The organism is Pleionea sediminis (assembly GCF_007570825.1).
GTDB lineage: Bacteria > Pseudomonadota > Gammaproteobacteria > Enterobacterales > Kangiellaceae > Pleionea > Pleionea sediminis.
The window spans coordinates 2,294,500-2,314,600 of sequence record NZ_SUNB01000001.1 but is presented as its reverse complement, the minus strand read 5'-3'; the positions used below and the strand labels follow the sequence as shown (position 1 = coordinate 2,314,600).

The following is a 20,101-nucleotide window of genomic DNA, read 5'->3' as shown; positions in this document are numbered from 1 at the left end:
TTGAAAGCCAAAGAACAGGGTTAGAACAAATGCCCCAGCTTGCCATGTTTCGTCGAAAGATATTTTTCGTTGTGCGGATTCTTACCATACTTCATTGGTACCCGTTCAACAACATTGATACCCGAAGCTTCTATTGATTCTACTTTACGAGGGTTATTGGTCATCAATTTAATATTCTTAATATTCAATGCCTTAAGCGTGCGGCCAGCTAATGTAAAATCTCGCGCATCAGCATCGAAGCCTAGCGTCTCATTTGCTTCAACAGTATCCATTCCTTGATCTTGCAACGCATAAGCACGGATTTTATTAACTAGCCCGATTCCACGCCCCTCTTGCCGCAAATACAACAACACGCCACGTCCAGCCTCTGAAATCTTTTTTAGTGCGGCTTCCAATTGTGGCCCGCAATCGCAACGCATACTAAACAAAGCATCGCCCGTTAAACATTCAGAGTGAATACGCACCAAAACAGGCTCTTCGCCCGTTAAATCACCCATCGTCAGGGCTACATGCTCTTTCTGAGTATCGTTATCCTCAAGTGCATGAATTTCAAACTCGCCCCAAATAGTGGGCAACTTGGCTTTCGCCGCATCAATTAGTGCCATAAATATTTTCCAATCATCCGAATTATCGGACACACTGCCTGGCAAGGACTTCGGTCGAAGGATAAAAAAATCGAGTTTCGTCATTGCTTAAATGGTTCTGCCTTACACCCATTTTACATGAAGCGCCTTAAAAGCTGAATGTTTCTTAAATTTCGCTGTTTTAGTGTTTGGACGGAGCCGCAACCAGTTTTTGATAGTACTCGACGGCATCAGTCAAGAACCGCTCCCAATCGGCAGGACAATGTTCATGATCACCAGGCTCCATCATTAACTGACTTTCAGAAACTACATTTGCCAAAACGCGACTGTGCTCAGCGGGAATCACATCGTCAGATGCGCCATGTAAAATCAAACATGGAATATCAAGCTGACGCAAGGTGGTTAGAGTATTCAAAGAATCATTCAATAAAACGGGGGGTATCCATTTCTTGGCAATAAATGGCCTTAACGATGTAAACGTCGACATCAGCCAAAGACAACGCAGAGTTCGAAGCTTGGCTAGCTGAGTGATAACCCCACCTCCCATTGACCGACCTAAGCCGATTATTTGTGATGCATCGACACTCGGTTGGGCAATCGCCCAGTCATAAGCGGCGCAAAATGTTTCTTTTAATTTTTGTACCGAACAAACACCCTCACTTCGACCATAGCCAGGAAACTCGACTAGCAGGCAGTTCATTCCTTGGTTTTGTAGCGTACTCAATCGCTCGTACCAGCCATCGATCAGCCCCATTTGTCCGTGCGCAACGATCACAGTTGGTAATGCCCCTTCACCAGAGCCAGGCAAAAATAAGGCCTCTGTTTTCCCCCATTCGAAATTAAGCCAAAAAGTTTCAACACTCAAAGGCTCTGACTGTTTTAGTTTGTGTGTTGGAAAGAGTATTCTATTTTGGCAAATCCAAAAATAGCCCCAATATGCAGCAAAAACCACCACCAATAAAAGAATGCTCAAAAAAATAAGATTCAACTAAACTACCTCTAAAGTCAGATGGGATAAACCATGCTCAAACTTTGCCAGATAAATGAGATAGACCCCAATAAAGGGCTCGTCGTCGATATTAAACCTGACGAAAGTTATATTATTATAAACGCTCTCGGTACTATTCGAGCCTACTTAAATGACTGTCCACACGCAAATGCTCGACTAAATTACGACGGCGACCGAATTATCGCACTCGATGGATACCATATTTTTTGCACGGTACATGGCGCTCAGTTCGACCCAAAAACAGGGCGATGTGTAAGGGGCCCATGCCTCGGTCAACACCTCAGACCCGCGGAAATAAAAGTAGATGACGATGCAGTCTGGCTTTTGACCCGCCTATCTTGAATGCTTATACTCCGCTTTTTTTAAAATAAAGCCGTATTATGAAGTTCAACTCACCTTTAATTCAGGCAACTTTAATCAAACGATACAAACGATTTTTGGCCGATGTTCGACTGAAAAATGGCGAAGAAATTACGGTTCATTGCCCTAATACTGGCTCAATGAAAGCCTGCTGGGAACCGGAATGGACAGTCTATCTTGAAGACTCCAACAATCCAAAACGCAAATATCAATACACTTGGACCATTGCAGAAACTCCGTCTGGCGAGCGCATCGGAGTTAATACTCACTTAGCAAACAAGTTAGTAGAGGAGGCGATTTCAGCCCAATTGATTAGCGAGTTATCGAATTACGACTCGGTGCACAGAGAAGTTAAATACGGCTCAGAAAATAGTCGTATCGATTTTTTACTCAAGTCAAAGAATCGAAAACCCGCATATGTCGAGGTGAAAAGCGTAACGTTAAAAGAGGATGATGGAATCGGCTATTTCCCCGATGCAGTTTCTGCTCGAGGGCAAAAGCACTTGCGAGAGCTCATAGAACTCGTCAAAGACGGTGAAAACCGTGCTATATTACTATTCTGCGTGCAGCATACAGGCATTTCAAAAGTTAAAGCAGCAGCACATATCGACCCAGATTATGCCAAGCTGCTAAAAGAAGCCCATCAAGCCGGTGTTGAGATAATCGCCTACGGTGTCGACATCTCGCCTGAGGAGATGGTAATTTCACGCGAAATAACGGTTTGTTATTAGACCTTCAAGTTGTGAATTAGTCGATTTTAAAAGCTTGAACTCTGGTAATTAATCCCCATAATGCCTATCTGTCGCGGATTAAGTGTGGTATATATCCGTGGCTGGGCTTATCAGCGAGTGGCTAACAAGAAGAAAGATTGGCCCGCCACTCGTCCCGATGATGTATTAACTTTGATTAGGCTGGGAGCGGTCAATGGCTCAAAAATCAACGAAAGCGGCAACGTCAACAACTCTAGGTAACCTAGGAATTGCCCCCTATAAGGAAAAGAAAGGCGAAGAATATATGAACGCTGAACAGCGTGCTCATTTTCGCAATATATTGGAAACATGGAAGAAACAGTTAATGGAAGAAGTTGATCGAACAGTAAGCCATATGAAGGATGAAGCCGCAAACTTCCCCGACCCTGTCGATCGTGCAAGTCAGGAAGAAGAATTCAGTCTTGAGCTACGAACACGTGATCGTGAGCGCAAGCTATTAAAGAAGATTAAGGGCGCTATTCAGGAAATTGATGACGAAGAATACGGCTACTGTGAATCCTGTGGTGTCGAAATCGGCGTAAGACGCCTTGAAGCAAGACCAACTGCAAACCTTTGCATCGATTGTAAGACGCTGGATGAAATCAAAGAAAAGCAGCTCGGCAAATAGATTTTCAAAAGGGCGCTAAGCGCCCTTTTCTCTATGCAACCCCAGTCACCAACACGCACCATCACTGAACCGTACCGTGGACGCTTTGCTCCCTCTCCTACGGGACCACTTCATTTCGGCTCACTCATTGCCGCGCTTGCCAGCTATTTGGATGCCAAAGCTAACAATGGAAATTGGCTGCTCCGTATTGAAGATTTAGATCCCCCAAGAGAGCAACCTGGTGCAACGAATAAAATTATTAAAACACTCGAGTCATTCGGCTTTCAATGGGATGAAGCCATTGTTTACCAGAGTCAACGACATCAACGTTACCATGAAATTCTCAATGAACTAGCAGCGCAAAACGCCACCTATGCCTGCTATTGTTCACGTAAATCCATTCGAGAAATGGGCGGCATCTATCTTAATCACTGTCGTGCTATTAACAAAATCAGTAATCAACCTCATGCAATACGCCTAAAACAATCATCGACTCCCCTGCCATTTGAAGACCCTGTTCAAGGAAAATTAGAGCAATCCGATCAGCAAGCTTTGGAAGATTTTGTGGTCTTTCGGAAAGATGACCTATTCGCATACCAACTAGCCGTTGTGGTTGACGATATCGATCAGCGCATAAATTGCATCGTACGAGGTGCTGACTTATTAGATTCAACACCAAAACAGTTACGCCTTTACCAGCTTCTTAACGCGACCGCTCCCTCTTACTTGCACATACCATTAGTGTTAGATTCATCAGGCAGCAAACTCAGTAAACAAAATTATGCGCCCGCCATAAAGCCCAGAGACGCTTCAAACAATTTATATCGAGCGCTCCAGCTTCTGGGACAAAATCCAGAAAGCCAACTCCAATCAGCCACCTGTGAAGAAATATTGGCCTGGGGTGTCAATCACTGGCAATGGGAGCGAATTCCAAAAACAATGAATCTCAAAAATCAGCCATTAGGAAATGAAGGTGAGAATCACGAAGCCGAAGATTAACTCTTCCATAAATTGTGGTTGCTGGTATGATTGCCGGCTCAATAATAAACCTATTGCCCAATGATCAATAAGTTCTGGAAAAACCTATTTAAAAAAGAACCTGCTCGAGCCACGCGCTCCGAGCCCGTCGTATTAAGACGAAATGATCATAGCGTTTCAAGAAAGCTCATTAGTGCCAATGCTCTAAAAGTTCTTAACCGACTGCATCGGGCTAATTACCAGGCCTATCTGGTTGGCGGTGGAGTACGCGATATATTACTTGGTCTGCATCCTAAAGATTTCGACATTGCAACCAACGCAACACCTGAAGAAATCAAAAAACTATTTAGGAATTGCCGAATTATTGGCCGTCGATTTCGATTAGCTCATATACTTTTTGGTAGAGAAACCATTGAAGTGGCAACTTTCCGCGCGAACCATGACCAATCAAGTCCGCATGGTCAAACTCATGCATCAGGCATGCTAGTCCGCGACAATGTCTATGGTTCACTCGAAGAAGATGCCGAACGACGAGACTTTACGGTAAATGCCCTCTACTACTCCAGTGACGACTATACGGTTAGAGATTTTACCGGTGGCTTGGCCGATTTAAACCAACGTCATTTAAGATTAATAGGCGATCCGCTAACTCGATATCAAGAAGATCCCGTTCGCATGTTGCGAGCCGTTCGCTTGGCAGTAAAACTCGGATTAACTATCGAAGAAAATACAGCCAAGCCTATCGCACCCAATGCTCAATTACTTAGAAATGTATCGGCTGCACGCCTATGGGATGAGAGCCATAAACTATTTTTAGCCGGGCATGCGCAAGACACCTATCGCGAATTGCGTAATTACGGTCTATTTAGATACATGCTGCCCGCAACTCAGCAATCTCTTGAGTTAGACGATAAAGATACCTTTAATCAGTTCATTCTTGCCGCATTAGAAAGTACTGACCAACGTGCTAAACAAGAAAAGCCGATAACACCCGCATTCTTGTATGCGGTATTTCTGTGGCAACCTTTACTGCACCGTGCAGAACAATTAGTTGAGCAGGGAATGAGTAAAAATGATGCTTTACACAAAGCTATGAGCCAGGTGCTAACAGAACAATCACAATTCATTTCCATTCCTAAACGGTTTTCTCTGGTAATACGCGATATGTGGGCTCTTCAATCGCGATTAGAGTACCGAACGCACCGTTCTTACAAATTATTAGAACACCCCAAATTCAGAGCAGCATACGATTTTCTTGTGTTGCGCTCTCAAGCTGACGAAAAACTCAACAGCATTGCCAACTGGTGGACACGTTATCAAGAAGCCTCACCAGAAGGTCAGCGCAGCATGATTCAATCATTATCAGGAAAGAAGAAATTTAAAAGTAAACGCAAAAAACGTCGTTTTCCAAAAAAGAATTCAAAAGAAAATTCATGACCGAAATAAATGCTTTTATTGGTGTAGGCAGCAACCTGGATAATCCAGTTCAACATGTGATTCAAGCACAACAAGACTTAAATAACATTTTAAAATCTCAAGTTGTTCAGTCCTCCTCGCTGTACCGTTCCGCGCCTATGGGCCCACAAGATCAAAATGACTACATCAACGCAGTTGTTAAAATCTCAACAGCGCTTACTCCTCTGGAGCTGCTAACGGCTTTGCAGCAGATCGAAAATCAACACGGACGAGTGAGACAAGGAGAACGCTGGGGACCAAGAACTCTCGACCTGGATCTGTTACTCTATGGCAACAAATCAATTGACCTGCCACAATTGAAAGTGCCACACTACGGGATGAAAGAGCGCAACTTTGTTTTGTTGCCACTGTTTGAAATTGCAAAAAACCAAGAACTACCTGATGGTACGCGCTTAATTGAATACGTAAACACTATTGATCAGTCAGGCATAGAGAAACTATCGTGAGTGATAATAATCCGCAAAAATTAATCGCCGTCGAAGGTCCAATAGGCGTAGGAAAAACCACTCTAGCTCGCAAGCTAGCAGAGCATTATCAAGCTGAGTTATTGTTAGAAAATGCCGAAGAAAATCCGTTCTTACCTCGTTTTTATCAAGATCCCAAAAGTGGCGCTTTACCGACTCAATTGTATTTTTTATTTCAACGAGCCCAACAGCTCAAAGAATTAAAACAATCAGATATGTTCAAGTCGGCTTATGTTTCCGATTTTTTAATGGACAAAGATAAACTTTTTGCTCAGCTTACTCTCGACTCTGACGAACTAGCACTTTATCAACAAGTTTACGATAACTTAACTATTGATACGCCTACTGCTGATCTCGTTATCTATTTACAAGCGCCAGTTGATATTTTGTTAGAGCGAATTCGCAAACGGTCGAGTTCTTTTGAATCAACGATTCAGAGAGAGTATCTGGTAAAAATTTGCGATGCTTACATGGAATTCTTTCATTATTACCAAGGCTCGCCATTGCTAATCGTCAATACGAATGGTTTTGATTTGGTTGATCGTCAAGACGATTACCAACGATTAATCGAACGAATTACTGAAACAACTTCAGGCCGTCATTATTTTAATCCCAAACCAGATATCCTTTAAATTTTAAAATTAACTATCATTATGAAAAAAATCACCATTCAAACTCTTCAAGAACTTAAGGAGCGCAACGAACCTTTTGCTGTGCTCACAGCCTACGATGCAACTTTTTCTCGACTGATGGATGATGCTAATGTCGAAGTGATTTTAGTCGGTGATTCTCTCGGAATGGTCATTCAAGGGCACGACTCAACGGTTCCTGTTACGTTAGAAGATATGTGCTACCACATTAAAAATGTTAAACGAGGTGTTAATCGTTCACTTATTATTGGTGATTTACCCTACATGAGCTACGCAACACCAGAACAGACCTATATTAATGCAACACGCATCATGCAGTCAGGTGCCAACATGGTTAAGCTTGAGGGTGGCCAATGGTTAACAGACACGGTAAAAGGTCTAACTGAACGCGGAATACCAGTTTGCGCCCACCTGGGTTTAACGCCGCAATCTGTCGATGCTCTTGGCGGATTTAAAGTGCAGGGAAGAGATGACAAAACGGCCAAACAACTCCTTGAAGATGCTCAAGCATTACAAAATGCAGGAGCAAAATTATTGGTCTTAGAATGCGTTCCTTCAACCCTCGCAAAACAGGTGACTGAGTCATTAACCATTCCAACTATTGGAATTGGTGCTGGTGCTGATTGCGATGCGCAAGTACTTGTATTGCAAGATATGCTAGGACTTAATACTCAGTTTAAGCCTAAATTCGTTAAAAACTTTATGGCTGAAGTTCATGGCGATATTAAAGCAGCCATCGAACTCTTTGTTTCTGAGGTTAAAGCGAGAAACTTTCCAGGTGATGAACACAGCTTTAAATAATAACGATTATTAACTATGAAACTCTTTCAAAATAAAGAAGAATTACAGGACTTTGTTCTCGAACAAAAAAGATCTGGCAAGCGTATTGGCTTTGTTCCAACAATGGGCAATTTACACGATGGCCATTTGAGTCTGGTAAAGCTAGCACAAGCAGAGTCAGATATTGTCATTGTCAGTATTTTTGTTAACCCAATGCAATTTGGGCCCAATGAAGATTTCGATGCCTATCCCAGAACGTTTGAGCAAGATAAAGAAAAATTAGACTCTCTAAATACGGATATTTTATTCCTGCCAAATTTAGATAGCATCTACCCTCGTGGAAAAGAAAATCACACTAAAGTGGAAGCCATCGAAGCGCTTACAAAAAAACTTTGCGGCGCCAGTCGCCCGGGCCATTTCTTAGGCGTCACTACAGTAGTCAATATACTACTCAATATCGTACAACCTGACATTGCGGTTTTTGGCAAAAAAGATTATCAACAACTCATGGTTATCAAGAGAATGGTGTCTGATTTGTGCATGCCGATAAAAATTATCGGTGGAGATATAAAAAGAGAACCCAATGGACTGGCAATGAGCTCTCGCAATGGTTACTTGTCGCAAATAGAAAAAGATAAAGCTTCACACCTACGAGCAATCATTCTTGCAGCACAAAAACAAATTGAAGCTGGCGACACAAACTTTAGGTCACTTGAGAAGCACGCCATCCAACAGCTTACAAATGATGGCTTTAAAGTAGACTACTTTCATATTGTTCGCCAAGATGATTTAGAATCAGCTAAAGAGTCTGATTCAAAACTACTCATCGCTGCAGCAGCGTGGCTCGGACAACCGCGATTGATAGATAATCAAGAAGTCAATCTCGAGCGAGCTTAGCGTCAATTGAAAAGCTAACAGTTCTTGAAGTGAAAAACCTTACACTCAATCTAAATATCGAGAGTAAGGTTTTTAGTAACAATAAATCCAAGATTAGAATTCCGGACTCAAGGTTATTAAGCCAGTGCAGCCTCTTCTTCAGTTGAACGTGTTACTTCTTGCTGTTCTGCTCCTTGGCTCACCTGCTTTTTCTTAATCGACATCATTTGATTGTAGGCATAATCGATAGAAATCATATGCCAACGAAGATCTTTGACAACATCAAATTGATAGCGCAACCAATGAGTGTACTTCATAGGACACAGGCATCGAAAATAATCGTCACCGGTCATATTTGATAAAGAAGCAAAAAGACTTTCGTCAAACTGCAATGAAAGTGCCGCCCTCTCTCCTTCTTCATCCGACAGAAATAGAACCAAGAAAAACACCATAATGTAGGCTGAAGTTTCAATATCAAAGTTCATCCAGCGTTTACGTTGCTCCTCAATATCAATTTCAGGTAAGTTCAATGCATCAAAATTGATCTTATCCAGAGGAATACGATCGGTAACGTTAACATCATCATGCATTCCAGTATCAATAATATGGTTATAGATATTGAAATCATGCAACATGATCGCATTAACACCGTTAGTATCACCTAATTGAGAAACATGCGTTGGCATTAAGTCAACGCGTTCAACCTTATCTGAACCACAATTGTCGGCGACAAAGTTAATTAAAGCAGACTCATATTGAAAGTGACGAATAATGTATCCTAGCGCCTGAGGTGATATAAAATTCCCCATAAACCAAACACCAAGCTTGTTAAGTAATCCATGACTCTTTACTTTAAATGGCAATATTCTCTTAATAAACCGAAGAATATGAATACCTAAAACTAAGATAAAACGAATTATCGGTAACAAAATTCGCGTCGACTTCTTGTTTACATCAGAAATGTATTCCGCTCTTTCTTCTGCTGAAATTTTTAAGTGCGGATCGTATTTAACCGCATCATAAAAGTCAGGATTTAATCGATTTCTCATTATCAGTCCTTAAGCAACGCTTAGATCAATGACCTAAACGTTGTCTAATTCTTCTAGTTGTAATGCGTACAAACGACCAACAACTTTCGCAATTCGTCGCGCTTGTACTGCTGCATCAGGGGTAAAGTAAGGAGACTTAAGTACATTAATTAAGTTTTCGTAGTGATCTGCATCCGCTTGCCCATGATAATAAAGAAAAGATACAGATTCATTTCCGACATTGAGAGCTTCCTTAATTCCTTCGGCCCACAAACTTGCTTTATTTGTTCCAAGTCCCTCAATCATAAAGGTAGCGCCGAATATTCCTACATTATTCGCTTTGGTTGCTTCATTCATAATAAAAGCAGATAGAGCTTCACTACCAATATTCATGCTTGTCGCTTGAATATCTTCCAATTCGCCGCCCATCGAAACAAAGTCTCTCTCTAACATCGCAAAGTCTGTATGCTCTTCTGCCGCGTGACGAATAAGAGCGTTTCGCAGTTCTACATGAGAGTTCTCCATGGAAGAAGCAGCACGAGTAATCCATCGTCCACCCTGACTTACTTGTTGACGCATATTACGTAAATAAGACATATATTGATCACGAGTTACTTTACGGTCTTCGAATGCCCGAACAACGGGAACTTTCGATAAATGATTTGAAAAATCATACCAAACTTGCGCCAAAGCCTGACCTAACCAGCGTGAAGCAGGATTCTCCGCGCTCTCTAAGCGATTTTGTAATGGACTGAACTCAAAAAGCATATCTAGAGGTTGAGTTAAGTTAAGTTCAGGAAGTTGAGTTTGAATTGTCATAATATGTTTATCCATTATTGTTAAAGTTAGCGAACGACTGCCGTAAGCAATACGTAAGTAAAAGAAAATCTTCCAGATTCAGGAATCATTAACAAAACTTTTTCACCGTCCTTTATTTTTCCTGACTGAAATAATTCATCGAGCATAATAAAAATACTGGCAGATCCGGTATTCCCCTTACGCTCAAGATTGGTAAACCACTTATCCAGCGGTATATTTATTCCTCGCTCTTGATAGGCAGTACTGAGCTTTTCGTGAAAGTAAAACGAACTAATATGCGGAAGAAACCAATCGACATCGGGCAAGCCATGTTTTTCTTTAACTTCAACGGCAAAATCGACGGCCAATTTAATAATATTTTCATTCAGCAACCGCGTGTCTTGTCTCAATAATAAAATACCTGGATCGAGCACTTTGTCTTTATCGATGTTCTCTACCCAAGTATTTTGGGGGGTCATTTCATTAGGATTGTTAACTCCCATATACATGCAAGTATCAAGTTTGTTCGCGAATGAACAAGTTTCTATCCACTCGACATTAAGAGACAAGCCTTCAGCTTTAGGTTCATCATCAATAATTACAGCACCGGCGCCATCAGATAGCATCCAGCGCAAAAAGTCAGCATTAAAGTACTGATAAGATTTTGCAACACCATTTCGGTCTTGCTCTACTTCACTTTCTTTCTCAAAACGGCTGCCTCGCATGATGGCCGAAGGTCGCTCAGTTCCACAAGCAACAACACGTTTGTGTTGTCCACTGATAACAGACATAATTGCAGCTTTCATTGCTGCAGCTCCGGCACCACAAATTCCTGAGGTCGATACAATATCCGCATTTTTACCACCAACTCTGCCATGAACCATTGATGCAATTCCCGGAGCCAAAATATCAGGTAATGTAGTCCCAACAGCAAACATATCCAAAGAAGCGGGCTCGCATCCTCGCTCAATTACCGAAGCTTTGATTGCCTCCGCTGCTAACTGATCGGTCAAATGCGTCGGATTACCTGATTTATCCAAAGCATAATGACGGCTTTTAATGCCATTTGAATTTAGAATTTTCTCTCGAAAGATACTTTCTTTGTTATTGACCAAGCCAAGAACAGACTCCATCTCTTCGTTTCCGACAGGTTCACCAGGAAGAAAACTTCCTGTCGATGTAATATACGCATTTCGATTTTCATAAACTGACATAGTTATTCCTTATTATTCGACCTTATTATTCGACCTTATTATTTAAATTAAAAACTGGAAATTAAATTGCACCCCTTGCCTAATCATTTTTCAATTTACTTTTTAAAATCCGCATAAAAGTAACAATCAATGACCAAACTTTCTTCAAATGAGAAAAACCTTAAACCAACGCTCTTCGTATCGCCAATTCAATATCATCATGAACACTCAGAGTCATCGTTAATTTCGATATCCTTTTTTGTGTACTTTTTATAAATCTTATTGTGGAGTGATCAATAAAAGAAACAACGGGCGTTAAAAACCTCCCTCAGACTCGCCTCTCAAAAAGCCTACCAATCTATTCTCAAAAATATTTTTAACATCAAGTGTTAGATTAAAATACTGAAACCCCAAAAAGTATAAAAAGCCAATACCGAAATAATTTTTTTACAACATATAAGTTAAAAAATAATGAGATAGAAAAAACATCTTATGTGTTTTTGTTCCGCATCAAAATATTACAACATTGAATTTTTAAAAACTCAATATATAAAGTTTACATTTTTAAACTCTTGTTTTAATTTTTCGCGTGTAGTAGACGGCAGGTAAAACGGTGATACTTTTCGTCAAATAACTTTCACATTTGCAAAGCATGAATTCTTATTTAGCCGATTAAAAAAACAAAAAAACTCATGCAACTGCAAATACAACTATAACCAACTCGCCTAACCCTATTGTATTTGCATTCACACTTCGAAATATACAGCTTAAAAAAAGCTCTACTTCTATTGGCATGTAAACACATAAATTCGTAACACGTGTTCGCTTAAAAAGTTATAAATGTATTGAAGCAAACTATCTCTTTCGGAGTTAAAGCAAGTGTTTTTTGATCTTAAAAATTAATTCAAATGAAATTTTATTTAGATATACAGGTATTTAATTCTATAAAAGAGAGAAATGTCCGTTAAACAAATAGTAAAAAGATTTAATTCAATCTTATATTCGGAATAACACTTTAGATTATTTTAATTTCGTAACACTTGTTCGCTTTTATAACAAACCGAAAACTCTCAGCTTGAGATAGGCAATGCTTTTAGCACGAATATATTTATCATTAGAGTAAAAGAGCAAGCTCTCAATTTAAGCTTTTAACCGAAACAACCTTTAATTAATCATCCTTATTCTTTTAACAAAGTTAGTGACTTTTACGAATTTTACGAATCGCGTTCTTAGCTTGATTGGATAGTTCTGTAATTGCTACAACATTTTGGCGATGCTGTGGAAGCTTATTAATCGCATCCAAACATTTTTGATAAGTAGCAAGCGCAATATCATAGTCCCCATTCAACTCATATACTCCCGCCAACTTTGAGAGTCCTAACGGAGTTTTTTTATAAGAATCAGGCCACTGAGCCATCCAATAAATCGCTCGTTCATATTTCTTAGCCTGCATGCTTATTCTTATTAGCTCATCAATGAGACTGACTACTTTTCCAACTTCTTGAACGCCTTCTGCCAATCCTTTCTCAATTAGAGAGAAGCGTAGCGGTTTAGATTTAAGCATATGCCGAGCACGCTCAATATATAACTCAGGATATTTCACTTCCCATGCTGTAATTGCTTTATCAAAATACATCTCCGCAGCTGAATTCTGACCTAACTTGGCATGAAGCCTCGCATAATATAAAAGGGGCTGTGCTGCGTTCGGTTTTATTTTCAGGTAAGACTCTAGATAATTCTTTGCTTTATTCAACTTACCCGACTCAAAGTAAACGACGCCCAGCCAGAAGTCTGCATCTATAAAGTTAGGGTCGAGCTGTTTGGTTTTTTTGAAATCATTAATGGCATCTTCCCAATGACGAGTATCAGCGTACACGCGTCCTCTTTTTAAATATAATTCGGCATTATCTTCGTCTTTTGCAATTTCCTTATTGATGACTTCGATACGGGTATGAGCAGTACCATGTCCTGATACCGATGGAATCATAATAAAAAGGCATAAAAATACAGCGACTTTATACTGACTCATCAAGTGCTCCTTTCAAACAGATAAAAACGTTAAGTAATCGAGGAACTATTAGCAAAAGAAGAAATGCACCGGCTCCTCAACTTTTTAATATGACATCTCCGAACTAACAAATAAAGCGACCTTGCCTCAAAAACAATACACTTTTAAATATAAATATTAGTTTGTTTATATTTAAAAGTGCCTCCCTAAATTGAAAGGCACTTTAAGACAAGTTTTTTCTTGTTAATTGGCCTTATAGTCGATATGAATTAACGGAGCATTACTACTCGAGCCATCATATGAATCTGCAGTTCGCTCGCCTGAGCCCGTAAATATCAATGCAAGATCATTACCTGGCTGCCAACCACTTCTATTAACCACTTCTTGAATCACATTTTTTAAATTAGGAGTGCGTTGCTCAGTTGATGACTCACCAACATCGGTCCATGTTTCTGGACTCCAGTTAACAGAGGCACTCGTTTTTGTTCGGTTGGAAACATTATTATTCGCATTAGTAAACGGTGGAGCATCATTAACATCATGAGCACGAATGGTGACATTCGTAGAACCTGTATTAGTTTCATCTGTTGTAAACTGAATATAGGCGTTTTCAATTGATGCCCCTTGCGGAAGGTTCAAATTAGTAAAACGTAATCCTACATTTTGATTACCATTATCATAAACAAGCTCTATATCAGAACTGTTCATATACATGGAACCATTCGCTCGTTGTTCTACATCATCATTGCCGTTGTTAATGCGTTTTCTCAGAGTGCTGACGCCATTGTTATTACCACCACTGCCAGACTTAACGGTTAATGAAATTAATGCATCTTTCGCATTTGGTCCTCCAGGTCCTTGTGTTTTCTTCGAACCCGTTTCACCTGACTGTGTTAGACGTTGGCCATATAAATAGCCAGCCTCATCACTACCTCGGGTAAAATCTATCATCTCCATACCACTAGGCGCTCTAAAGTCGTCACGATCGGTCGTATCATCAAATGCCATCGATAATAACAGCATATCTCCGGTTTCACCGTAAACCGATGGGAACAAACTGTCACTTGATCCATCATTTGACTCAGTAGCAACGTCACGTATGGGATCCGAATTGTTCGCACCACGTACCGCAGTCATGATTGCCCAACTTGGTTTACTACCACGCAAATTAAGAGAATAATTTCTAGAATCTCCCGACTGTAATGTTTTATAGAAAACAACTGTAGCCAGATCACGCCCATTTCCCCCATCAAAACGAATACAGTAGTCACCATCTCGCTGGATGCAGTCGGGTATTTCGTGGCACTCGCGTTGTCCATTATTCGTTTTAAAACATGATGCACCTGCGGTCCATCCACTTAATCGGATGGGCAAGAGATCATCCGTTCGGCTAAGAAACAACATTAATAAATCACCAGAACGTGCACTAGACGGTACACTAATGTTTAACTTGTCATTTCCGCTATAATTTGACGATGAGCCAACCGGTTCGATATCACCATTTCCATCATCTCCGTCGTTTCCATCATCACCATCATCGCCACCTCCTGTTGGCGGATTGTTACCAACAAACCAAACAACAGTAACTCCTCGGTATAAAACAAGGGAACCGTTATTATTTAGTACCAAACGATCGGCATTATCACCCACAGTACTGCTAGCCCACTTAGCACCGTCGGGTCCATAAATCACAAGATTACTGTCAGTTTGAAAAACAAATCGATCAGCACCAGTGTTATGCGTTCCAGAAGCCCACATGGCACTTCCCGAGCTGTCTCTTAATACTAAATTACCGTCTCCCTGGAAGTAGAGTCGAAAAGCGCCATTACTGGATTCAAGACGATCACCAAAACTCATTGTATCGCCAGGACGAAGACTATTCGTTGACGTTGGCGTATCTCCTCCATCAGAACCACCATCATCTCCAGTTCCATCATCTCCAGTTCCATCATCTCCAGTTCCATCATCTCCAGTTCCATCATCAACAGAATACTCGATAGTAATTTGCGCAGCATCGCTACTCGAGCCATCAAAAGATTCTGCTGTACGCTCGCCTGAGCCAGAAATGATCAATGCAATATCATTACCCGACTGCCATCCACTTCTATTAACCACCTCCTGAATCAACATCTTTAACTCAGGAGTCCGCTGATTTGAAGAAGCTTCTCCAACTAAGTTCCAGGCGCTCGGCGACCATGTTACAGATGCGCTGGTGGTTGCTCGGCTCGAAACATCATTGTCGGCAGTAGTAAACGCTGGAGCATCATTAGTATCTTGTGCTCGAATAGTTACGCTAGTCGAGCCTGAGTTGGTCTCATCCGTTGTAAATTGAACATATGCAGTTTCTATAACCGCACCTTGTGGAATATCTAAATTGGTAAAGCGCAACCCAACTGTTTGGTCACCATTATCATAAACAAGTTCTATATCAGAACTGTTCATGTACATGGAGCCATTCGCTCTCTCCTCAACATCATCATTTCCATTGGCAATGCGTTTTTTGATTACCTTATTCTGGTTATCACCACCACCGGTAACATCACCTTTAAACATGGTGAAATAATCTCTAACACGGCCGCTATCATTTAAATATTTCATGTCCAAACGATCGCCATTAACATCTAAAACAACAGAGCCTAATTCATTGATAGCAGCATACATGGCCCTGTGACGCCCTACTCCCGATATTTTTCCAGAAGCACCAGCAACGGTATAAATAGCACCCGAGTTTGGAGCAAACGGCTCTTTAATGTAAGCACCGTCACCATTAGTACGACCGTCGCCACCGTCCACCAGATGTTGGGTTCCAAAAGTTCCGGAACGTCCATAATGCCCATCAATTAAATAAGAGCGCTCATAAGAATGACTGTGACCCGATAAAACCAGATCAACACCGTATTGCTCTAATATTGGCAATGCATTCTCTCGCATATCGAATGACCGATATTCCCCAGAATTATCAGTATCGTGAGAGCCTTTCGAATAAGGAGGGTGATGGAAAAAAGCAATTATCCACTTTTGATTGGTGCTCGCTAAGTCGTTACGCAACCAATTTAACATCGCTCCATTACTCGAACGATCCGTATCATAAGAATCTAAACAAACAAAATGTATATTTGCATAATCGAACGAGTAATAAGCTTCGGTTCCCGATGCTAAACCTCCGGCTTCACCACTTCTTGGCAAACTGAAAATACTATAGTAAGGACCAGATAAGTTCCCTGAATCTGCTGAGTATCCATCGTGATTACCAAGGGTAGACCAAAGTGTCGTACGGCGAAGCATTTCTGGATACATATCGAAAACAGCTCTCTGGTACTCAGAATCCCGACCATCGTTATAAGCATTGTCACCCAGCATTAACCAGAGATCGGTGTTTTCTGAACCTGGATAATTTAAATAGGCATTATACACACGTCGAGCATTGCTATTAGCTGTTCCAGAATCACCAATCACCCATATTCGGGTTGGCTTTTCTGTTCCAGCAATAGGAGAAGTCGCAAAGCGATAACTATCATTCCCACCAGCGATAACTTGGCTACTGCTACCAACAGAATAATAATAAGTTGTATTGGGACTCAGCCCTTGTATCTTTACGCGATGATCTCTTGATGAGCCAGAAACTTCAGCTCGACGATCCAGGTTATTCAGTGATGTACCGTAACGGACAACAGAGTCAGTTCTGCCATCGGTTCGCCATTTAACGGTTATTTCGGTCGGTGTTGCTCGATTTAAATAAGGCCCTCTTGTTATCTCAGCAGAAAATAGAGTAACTGAAAAAACAAATAGAAAACTTGTCAGTAAGTAGTTCACTGTTCGTTTAGCTCGTCTCATCGCTCCATACCTTTTTTATTAATAGATATTTAAAAGTAGCAGCGAATAATTACGAAAAAGTGAATACAATTCCGCTTCACAATAAAGTCACAAAATTATCACAAGTTTGTAAGCTTTTTTAATAGTATAAATGCGAGCAAAATATCTCTAGCAAACTATTTAATGATGGCAAAAACAAATCAGGTAACAGTTTAAAAATCTGAATAGCAGTTTATGAATAATCGGAAGAGCACTAGAAGAAAACAAATATATAACAAGTGCTATTTTTTATTTTTCTGACAGGTTATAAACTCTTATAAAACTCTTCTCGAATTCGAGATTGATCAAACTTTATCTTTTCTAAATAACGTTTAACCACCGGTTCATCTCTCCAGTAGTGCAGGGCAAAACTTGTTGAGCGATAATCCAAAAACCAGTATTCATAATCTTCTGAAAATCGTTCTTTCAGAATCATTTCTGCGCTTGCGAAATCCTCTTTTAATAAAGCAGTAAAAAAGCTTAGCGGTGCAAAATTCCAATAGTGGTAAGACTTCTTATCTTTATTCCATTGTTTATTAAGTAGGCTTGATAACTCACTCGCTATACGAAAGCTTTCATTTTTATTTCCTAAACTATAATAAAGGTAGGCCAGTCCCACTGATTCACCTCTATTCTGCAATGTCACGGGAAACTCAGGAACGTTTTCTACATATTCCTGTACGATGCTGTTGTCACCAAGTTCAACCGCTTGCTTAACTAGAGCAACAGAAAATCCAGGCAAACTAGCATTGCGAAAGTTTTTCTTTACGAAAGAGAGATAGTCTGCTGGCTTTCTAGTACCTTCAACATTATTTAAGTACCCTATCATATCCATGGTAAAGCGCCATATTCCTTTTCCGTTAGAGTTGATTTTCTTGTAAGTATTTTCCGCTAACTGATCAGCTCCAATATAAAGTAAATAATCATAAAACTCTGCCAGATAACGAGGGTTTGGATTATCCTCTGCCATCTTTTTAACCGCAGATAGCAAATCATCTCCCGCGAGGTATAGTTTATAAGTAAACCAAAGTATCTCTGAATTTAGTTCACCGCGATCATATTTATATTTCCAAGTCGAATTCTCTAAACAAGGGGCAACTACATAATGTAGGGCATCAAGTTTCCTTTTGGAGAATATGTTTTCGGGAATCATTCCAACAAAGTTGACTAAACTTTTACAATCCGGATTAAGAATCCCAAAATTGAATAACATACCGATATATAAAGACTTATTACCCGGGTTTTCTTCTAGAAGGACTTTTAAGGTTTGATAACCTTGATCGCGCCAATCAGGAAATCCAATATAGATATTGGCCAGAGTAAATAAAGCATCTGTATTGGATGGTTCAAGCCTAATTGCTCGCTCTGCCATAGCTATGTTTTCCTTTAAATAACTATCGACATCTATATTAGTACTGCTATTGAGTTGAAATTTCCCAAAAGCTAGTAGCCCTAATATTTCAGCAGTGTCTGGGAATCGTCTATTAAGGTCTTCTAAAGAATCTATCGCACTTTTAATATCTTGTTCCGTAAATTTATTTATTCTTGCCCGAGCAATAGTTAACTCTTCAATCGCCTTAAAACTAAGATGCTCGACATTTTTACTGTAAAGGTTTACACCATGTACCAACGACAAACTTAAAGCAGAGCTAATTTGCTGACTTAACTCCTCTTGTACATAAAAGTAGTCCGACAGTTCTCGGTTAAAAATATTTGAAAAGACCAACTCTTGTGTATTCACATTAAGTAACTGAATAGCGACTTTAAATTTTGATGAATAACGACGAACACTTCCTGTTAAAACATAGTTCGCACTAGTATCTTCAGCCAAAGATTTAAAGTTTAGTTGATACTCTTCGTTCTGATATGACATTCCCGGCCTAATAACAACGGCTCCTTCAACTCGAGCAAGGTTATTTATAACTTCCTCAGTGAGACCCGCAGTAAAGAGATCTTGTGGACTTTTTTGGCTTAAATCGCGAAATGGCATGACCGCGATATGAATTGCCTTATCGGAAGAAACGTTGGTATTTTGAATATGGTTGTTCCATATAAAAAATGAAGTAAGACCAACAAAAATAAAGAAAAATATAGCGCTGATTCGACCTTGAAGCGATAACGCTTTTAGCCTTGATTTTTTTTGATCTACTTTTGTTAAAGAACTTCCTACCTCTACTGTACTCGTAGTATTTTCTTTATCTATAGAGTTTAATGTTATGTTCTCAAGATCTTTCTTTATGTGTAATTCACTGGAAAATGACTTATGCGTAGGAATTGTAAATCGATAACCAACTTTAGGAATCGTAACGATATAATCATCTTTAGCACCGCCTAGAGCCTTTCTTAAAACAGAAACAGCGCGATTGATTGCATCGTTAGACACAAAACTATTTGCCCAAACATTTTCAATGAGCTCTGCTCGTGTTACCACACGATCTTGGCGCTCTAAAAAAAATTCTAGTAATAAAGAAACTTTTTTATCGAGCTTTATCTCACCATTTTTAGAAGACAGCAGCATAGCTTCTCGATCAAATCGAACCTCACTACTACCTAAAGTAATGATCTTCTGTTCTTCCATGATATTGAACTCTAGTTTTTAGTTATGAACTATTGTACAAGTCAAATTAGTACAAGCTTTGTATAAGCATTTCACGCGATACCACCTAAAATTTGAGTGACGAGTCTCTCA

Annotated in this window: 17 protein-coding genes; 9 read left to right on the top strand and 8 right to left on the bottom strand. The window is 40.1% G+C overall.

Annotated features, from left to right (window positions below; translation table 11 throughout):
* Positions 1-20: 20 nt before the first annotated feature.
* Entirely contained in the window at positions 21-605 is a 585-nt protein-coding gene (gene ribA / locus FAX86_RS09635) for a GTP cyclohydrolase II (RefSeq protein ID WP_144393247.1), read from the bottom strand.
* Between the two features lie 160 nt (positions 606-765).
* Positions 766-1,572 carry an alpha/beta hydrolase gene (locus tag FAX86_RS09630; RefSeq protein ID WP_144393106.1) on the bottom strand — a complete coding sequence of 269 codons (807 nt, stop codon included), beginning with the start codon at positions 1,570-1,572 and terminating at the stop codon, positions 766-768.
* A gap of 33 nt (positions 1,573-1,605) precedes the next feature.
* Between FAX86_RS09630 and FAX86_RS09625 the strand changes: the two genes are divergently transcribed.
* The 9 genes from FAX86_RS09625 (at position 1,606) to panC (ending at position 8,554) form a co-directional block, all read left to right on the top strand.
* The gene (locus FAX86_RS09625) at positions 1,606-1,935 is read left to right on the top strand and encodes a Rieske (2Fe-2S) protein (RefSeq protein WP_144393105.1); all 330 of its coding nucleotides are present in this window, start codon (positions 1,606-1,608) and stop codon (positions 1,933-1,935) included.
* Between the two features lie 38 nt (positions 1,936-1,973).
* Positions 1,974-2,684 (top strand): DNA/RNA nuclease SfsA, encoded by a 711-nt coding sequence (gene sfsA / locus FAX86_RS09620; protein WP_144393104.1) that lies wholly within the window; start codon positions 1,974-1,976, stop codon positions 2,682-2,684.
* A gap of 193 nt (positions 2,685-2,877) precedes the next feature.
* Positions 2,878-3,330 (top strand): RNA polymerase-binding protein DksA, encoded by a 453-nt coding sequence (dksA, locus tag FAX86_RS09615; protein WP_144393103.1) that lies wholly within the window; start codon positions 2,878-2,880, stop codon positions 3,328-3,330.
* Positions 3,331-3,363: 33 nt separating this feature from the next.
* Positions 3,364-4,308, top strand: a complete 945-nt coding sequence (gluQRS, locus tag FAX86_RS09610; protein WP_144393102.1) for a tRNA glutamyl-Q(34) synthetase GluQRS — start codon at positions 3,364-3,366, stop codon at positions 4,306-4,308.
* Positions 4,309-4,368: 60 nt separating this feature from the next.
* Positions 4,369-5,724 (top strand): polynucleotide adenylyltransferase PcnB, encoded by a 1,356-nt coding sequence (gene pcnB, locus FAX86_RS09605; protein ID WP_144393101.1) that lies wholly within the window; start codon positions 4,369-4,371, stop codon positions 5,722-5,724.
* Entirely contained in the window at positions 5,721-6,209 is a 489-nt protein-coding gene (gene folK, locus FAX86_RS09600) for a 2-amino-4-hydroxy-6-hydroxymethyldihydropteridine diphosphokinase (RefSeq protein ID WP_144393100.1), read from the top strand. Before pcnB ends, folK begins: the two co-directional genes overlap by 4 nt.
* A complete protein-coding gene (locus tag FAX86_RS09595) occupies positions 6,206-6,859 on the top strand; it encodes a deoxynucleoside kinase (protein WP_246128539.1) in 654 nt (217 codons plus the stop codon). Before folK ends, FAX86_RS09595 begins: the two co-directional genes overlap by 4 nt.
* A gap of 21 nt (positions 6,860-6,880) precedes the next feature.
* A complete protein-coding gene (panB, locus tag FAX86_RS09590; RefSeq protein ID WP_144393098.1) occupies positions 6,881-7,678 on the top strand; it encodes a 3-methyl-2-oxobutanoate hydroxymethyltransferase in 798 nt (265 codons plus the stop codon).
* Between the two features lie 15 nt (positions 7,679-7,693).
* Positions 7,694-8,554 carry a pantoate--beta-alanine ligase gene (panC, locus tag FAX86_RS09585; RefSeq protein WP_144393097.1) on the top strand — a complete coding sequence of 287 codons (861 nt, stop codon included), beginning with the start codon at positions 7,694-7,696 and terminating at the stop codon, positions 8,552-8,554.
* Between the two features lie 116 nt (positions 8,555-8,670).
* On the opposite strand, the gene FAX86_RS09580 is transcribed toward panC, so the two are convergent.
* The 6 genes from FAX86_RS09580 to FAX86_RS09550 all read right to left on the bottom strand — a co-directional run bounded on the left by FAX86_RS09580 (position 8,671) and on the right by FAX86_RS09550 (position 19,990).
* Positions 8,671-9,582: a DUF6999 family protein gene (locus FAX86_RS09580; RefSeq protein ID WP_144393096.1), complete on the bottom strand. Its 912-nt coding sequence runs from the start codon at positions 9,580-9,582 to the stop codon at positions 8,671-8,673.
* Positions 9,583-9,615: 33 nt separating this feature from the next.
* Positions 9,616-10,380, bottom strand: a complete 765-nt coding sequence (locus FAX86_RS09575; RefSeq protein WP_164503522.1) for an iron-containing redox enzyme family protein — start codon at positions 10,378-10,380, stop codon at positions 9,616-9,618.
* 26 nt (positions 10,381-10,406) lie between these two features.
* The gene (locus tag FAX86_RS09570) at positions 10,407-11,573 is read right to left on the bottom strand and encodes a StlD/DarB family beta-ketosynthase (protein WP_144393094.1); all 1,167 of its coding nucleotides are present in this window, start codon (positions 11,571-11,573) and stop codon (positions 10,407-10,409) included.
* A 1,174-nt stretch (positions 11,574-12,747) separates the two neighbouring features.
* Positions 12,748-13,581, bottom strand: coding sequence for a tetratricopeptide repeat protein (locus FAX86_RS09565; protein WP_144393093.1), 834 nt, complete (start codon positions 13,579-13,581; stop codon positions 12,748-12,750).
* A gap of 222 nt (positions 13,582-13,803) precedes the next feature.
* A complete protein-coding gene (locus FAX86_RS22500; RefSeq protein WP_205859140.1) occupies positions 13,804-17,394 on the bottom strand; it encodes a metallophosphoesterase in 3,591 nt (1,196 codons plus the stop codon).
* A 283-nt stretch (positions 17,395-17,677) separates the two neighbouring features.
* A complete protein-coding gene (locus FAX86_RS09550) occupies positions 17,678-19,990 on the bottom strand; it encodes a winged helix-turn-helix domain-containing protein (RefSeq protein ID WP_144393092.1) in 2,313 nt (770 codons plus the stop codon).
* Between the last annotated feature and the right edge of the window lie 111 nt (positions 19,991-20,101).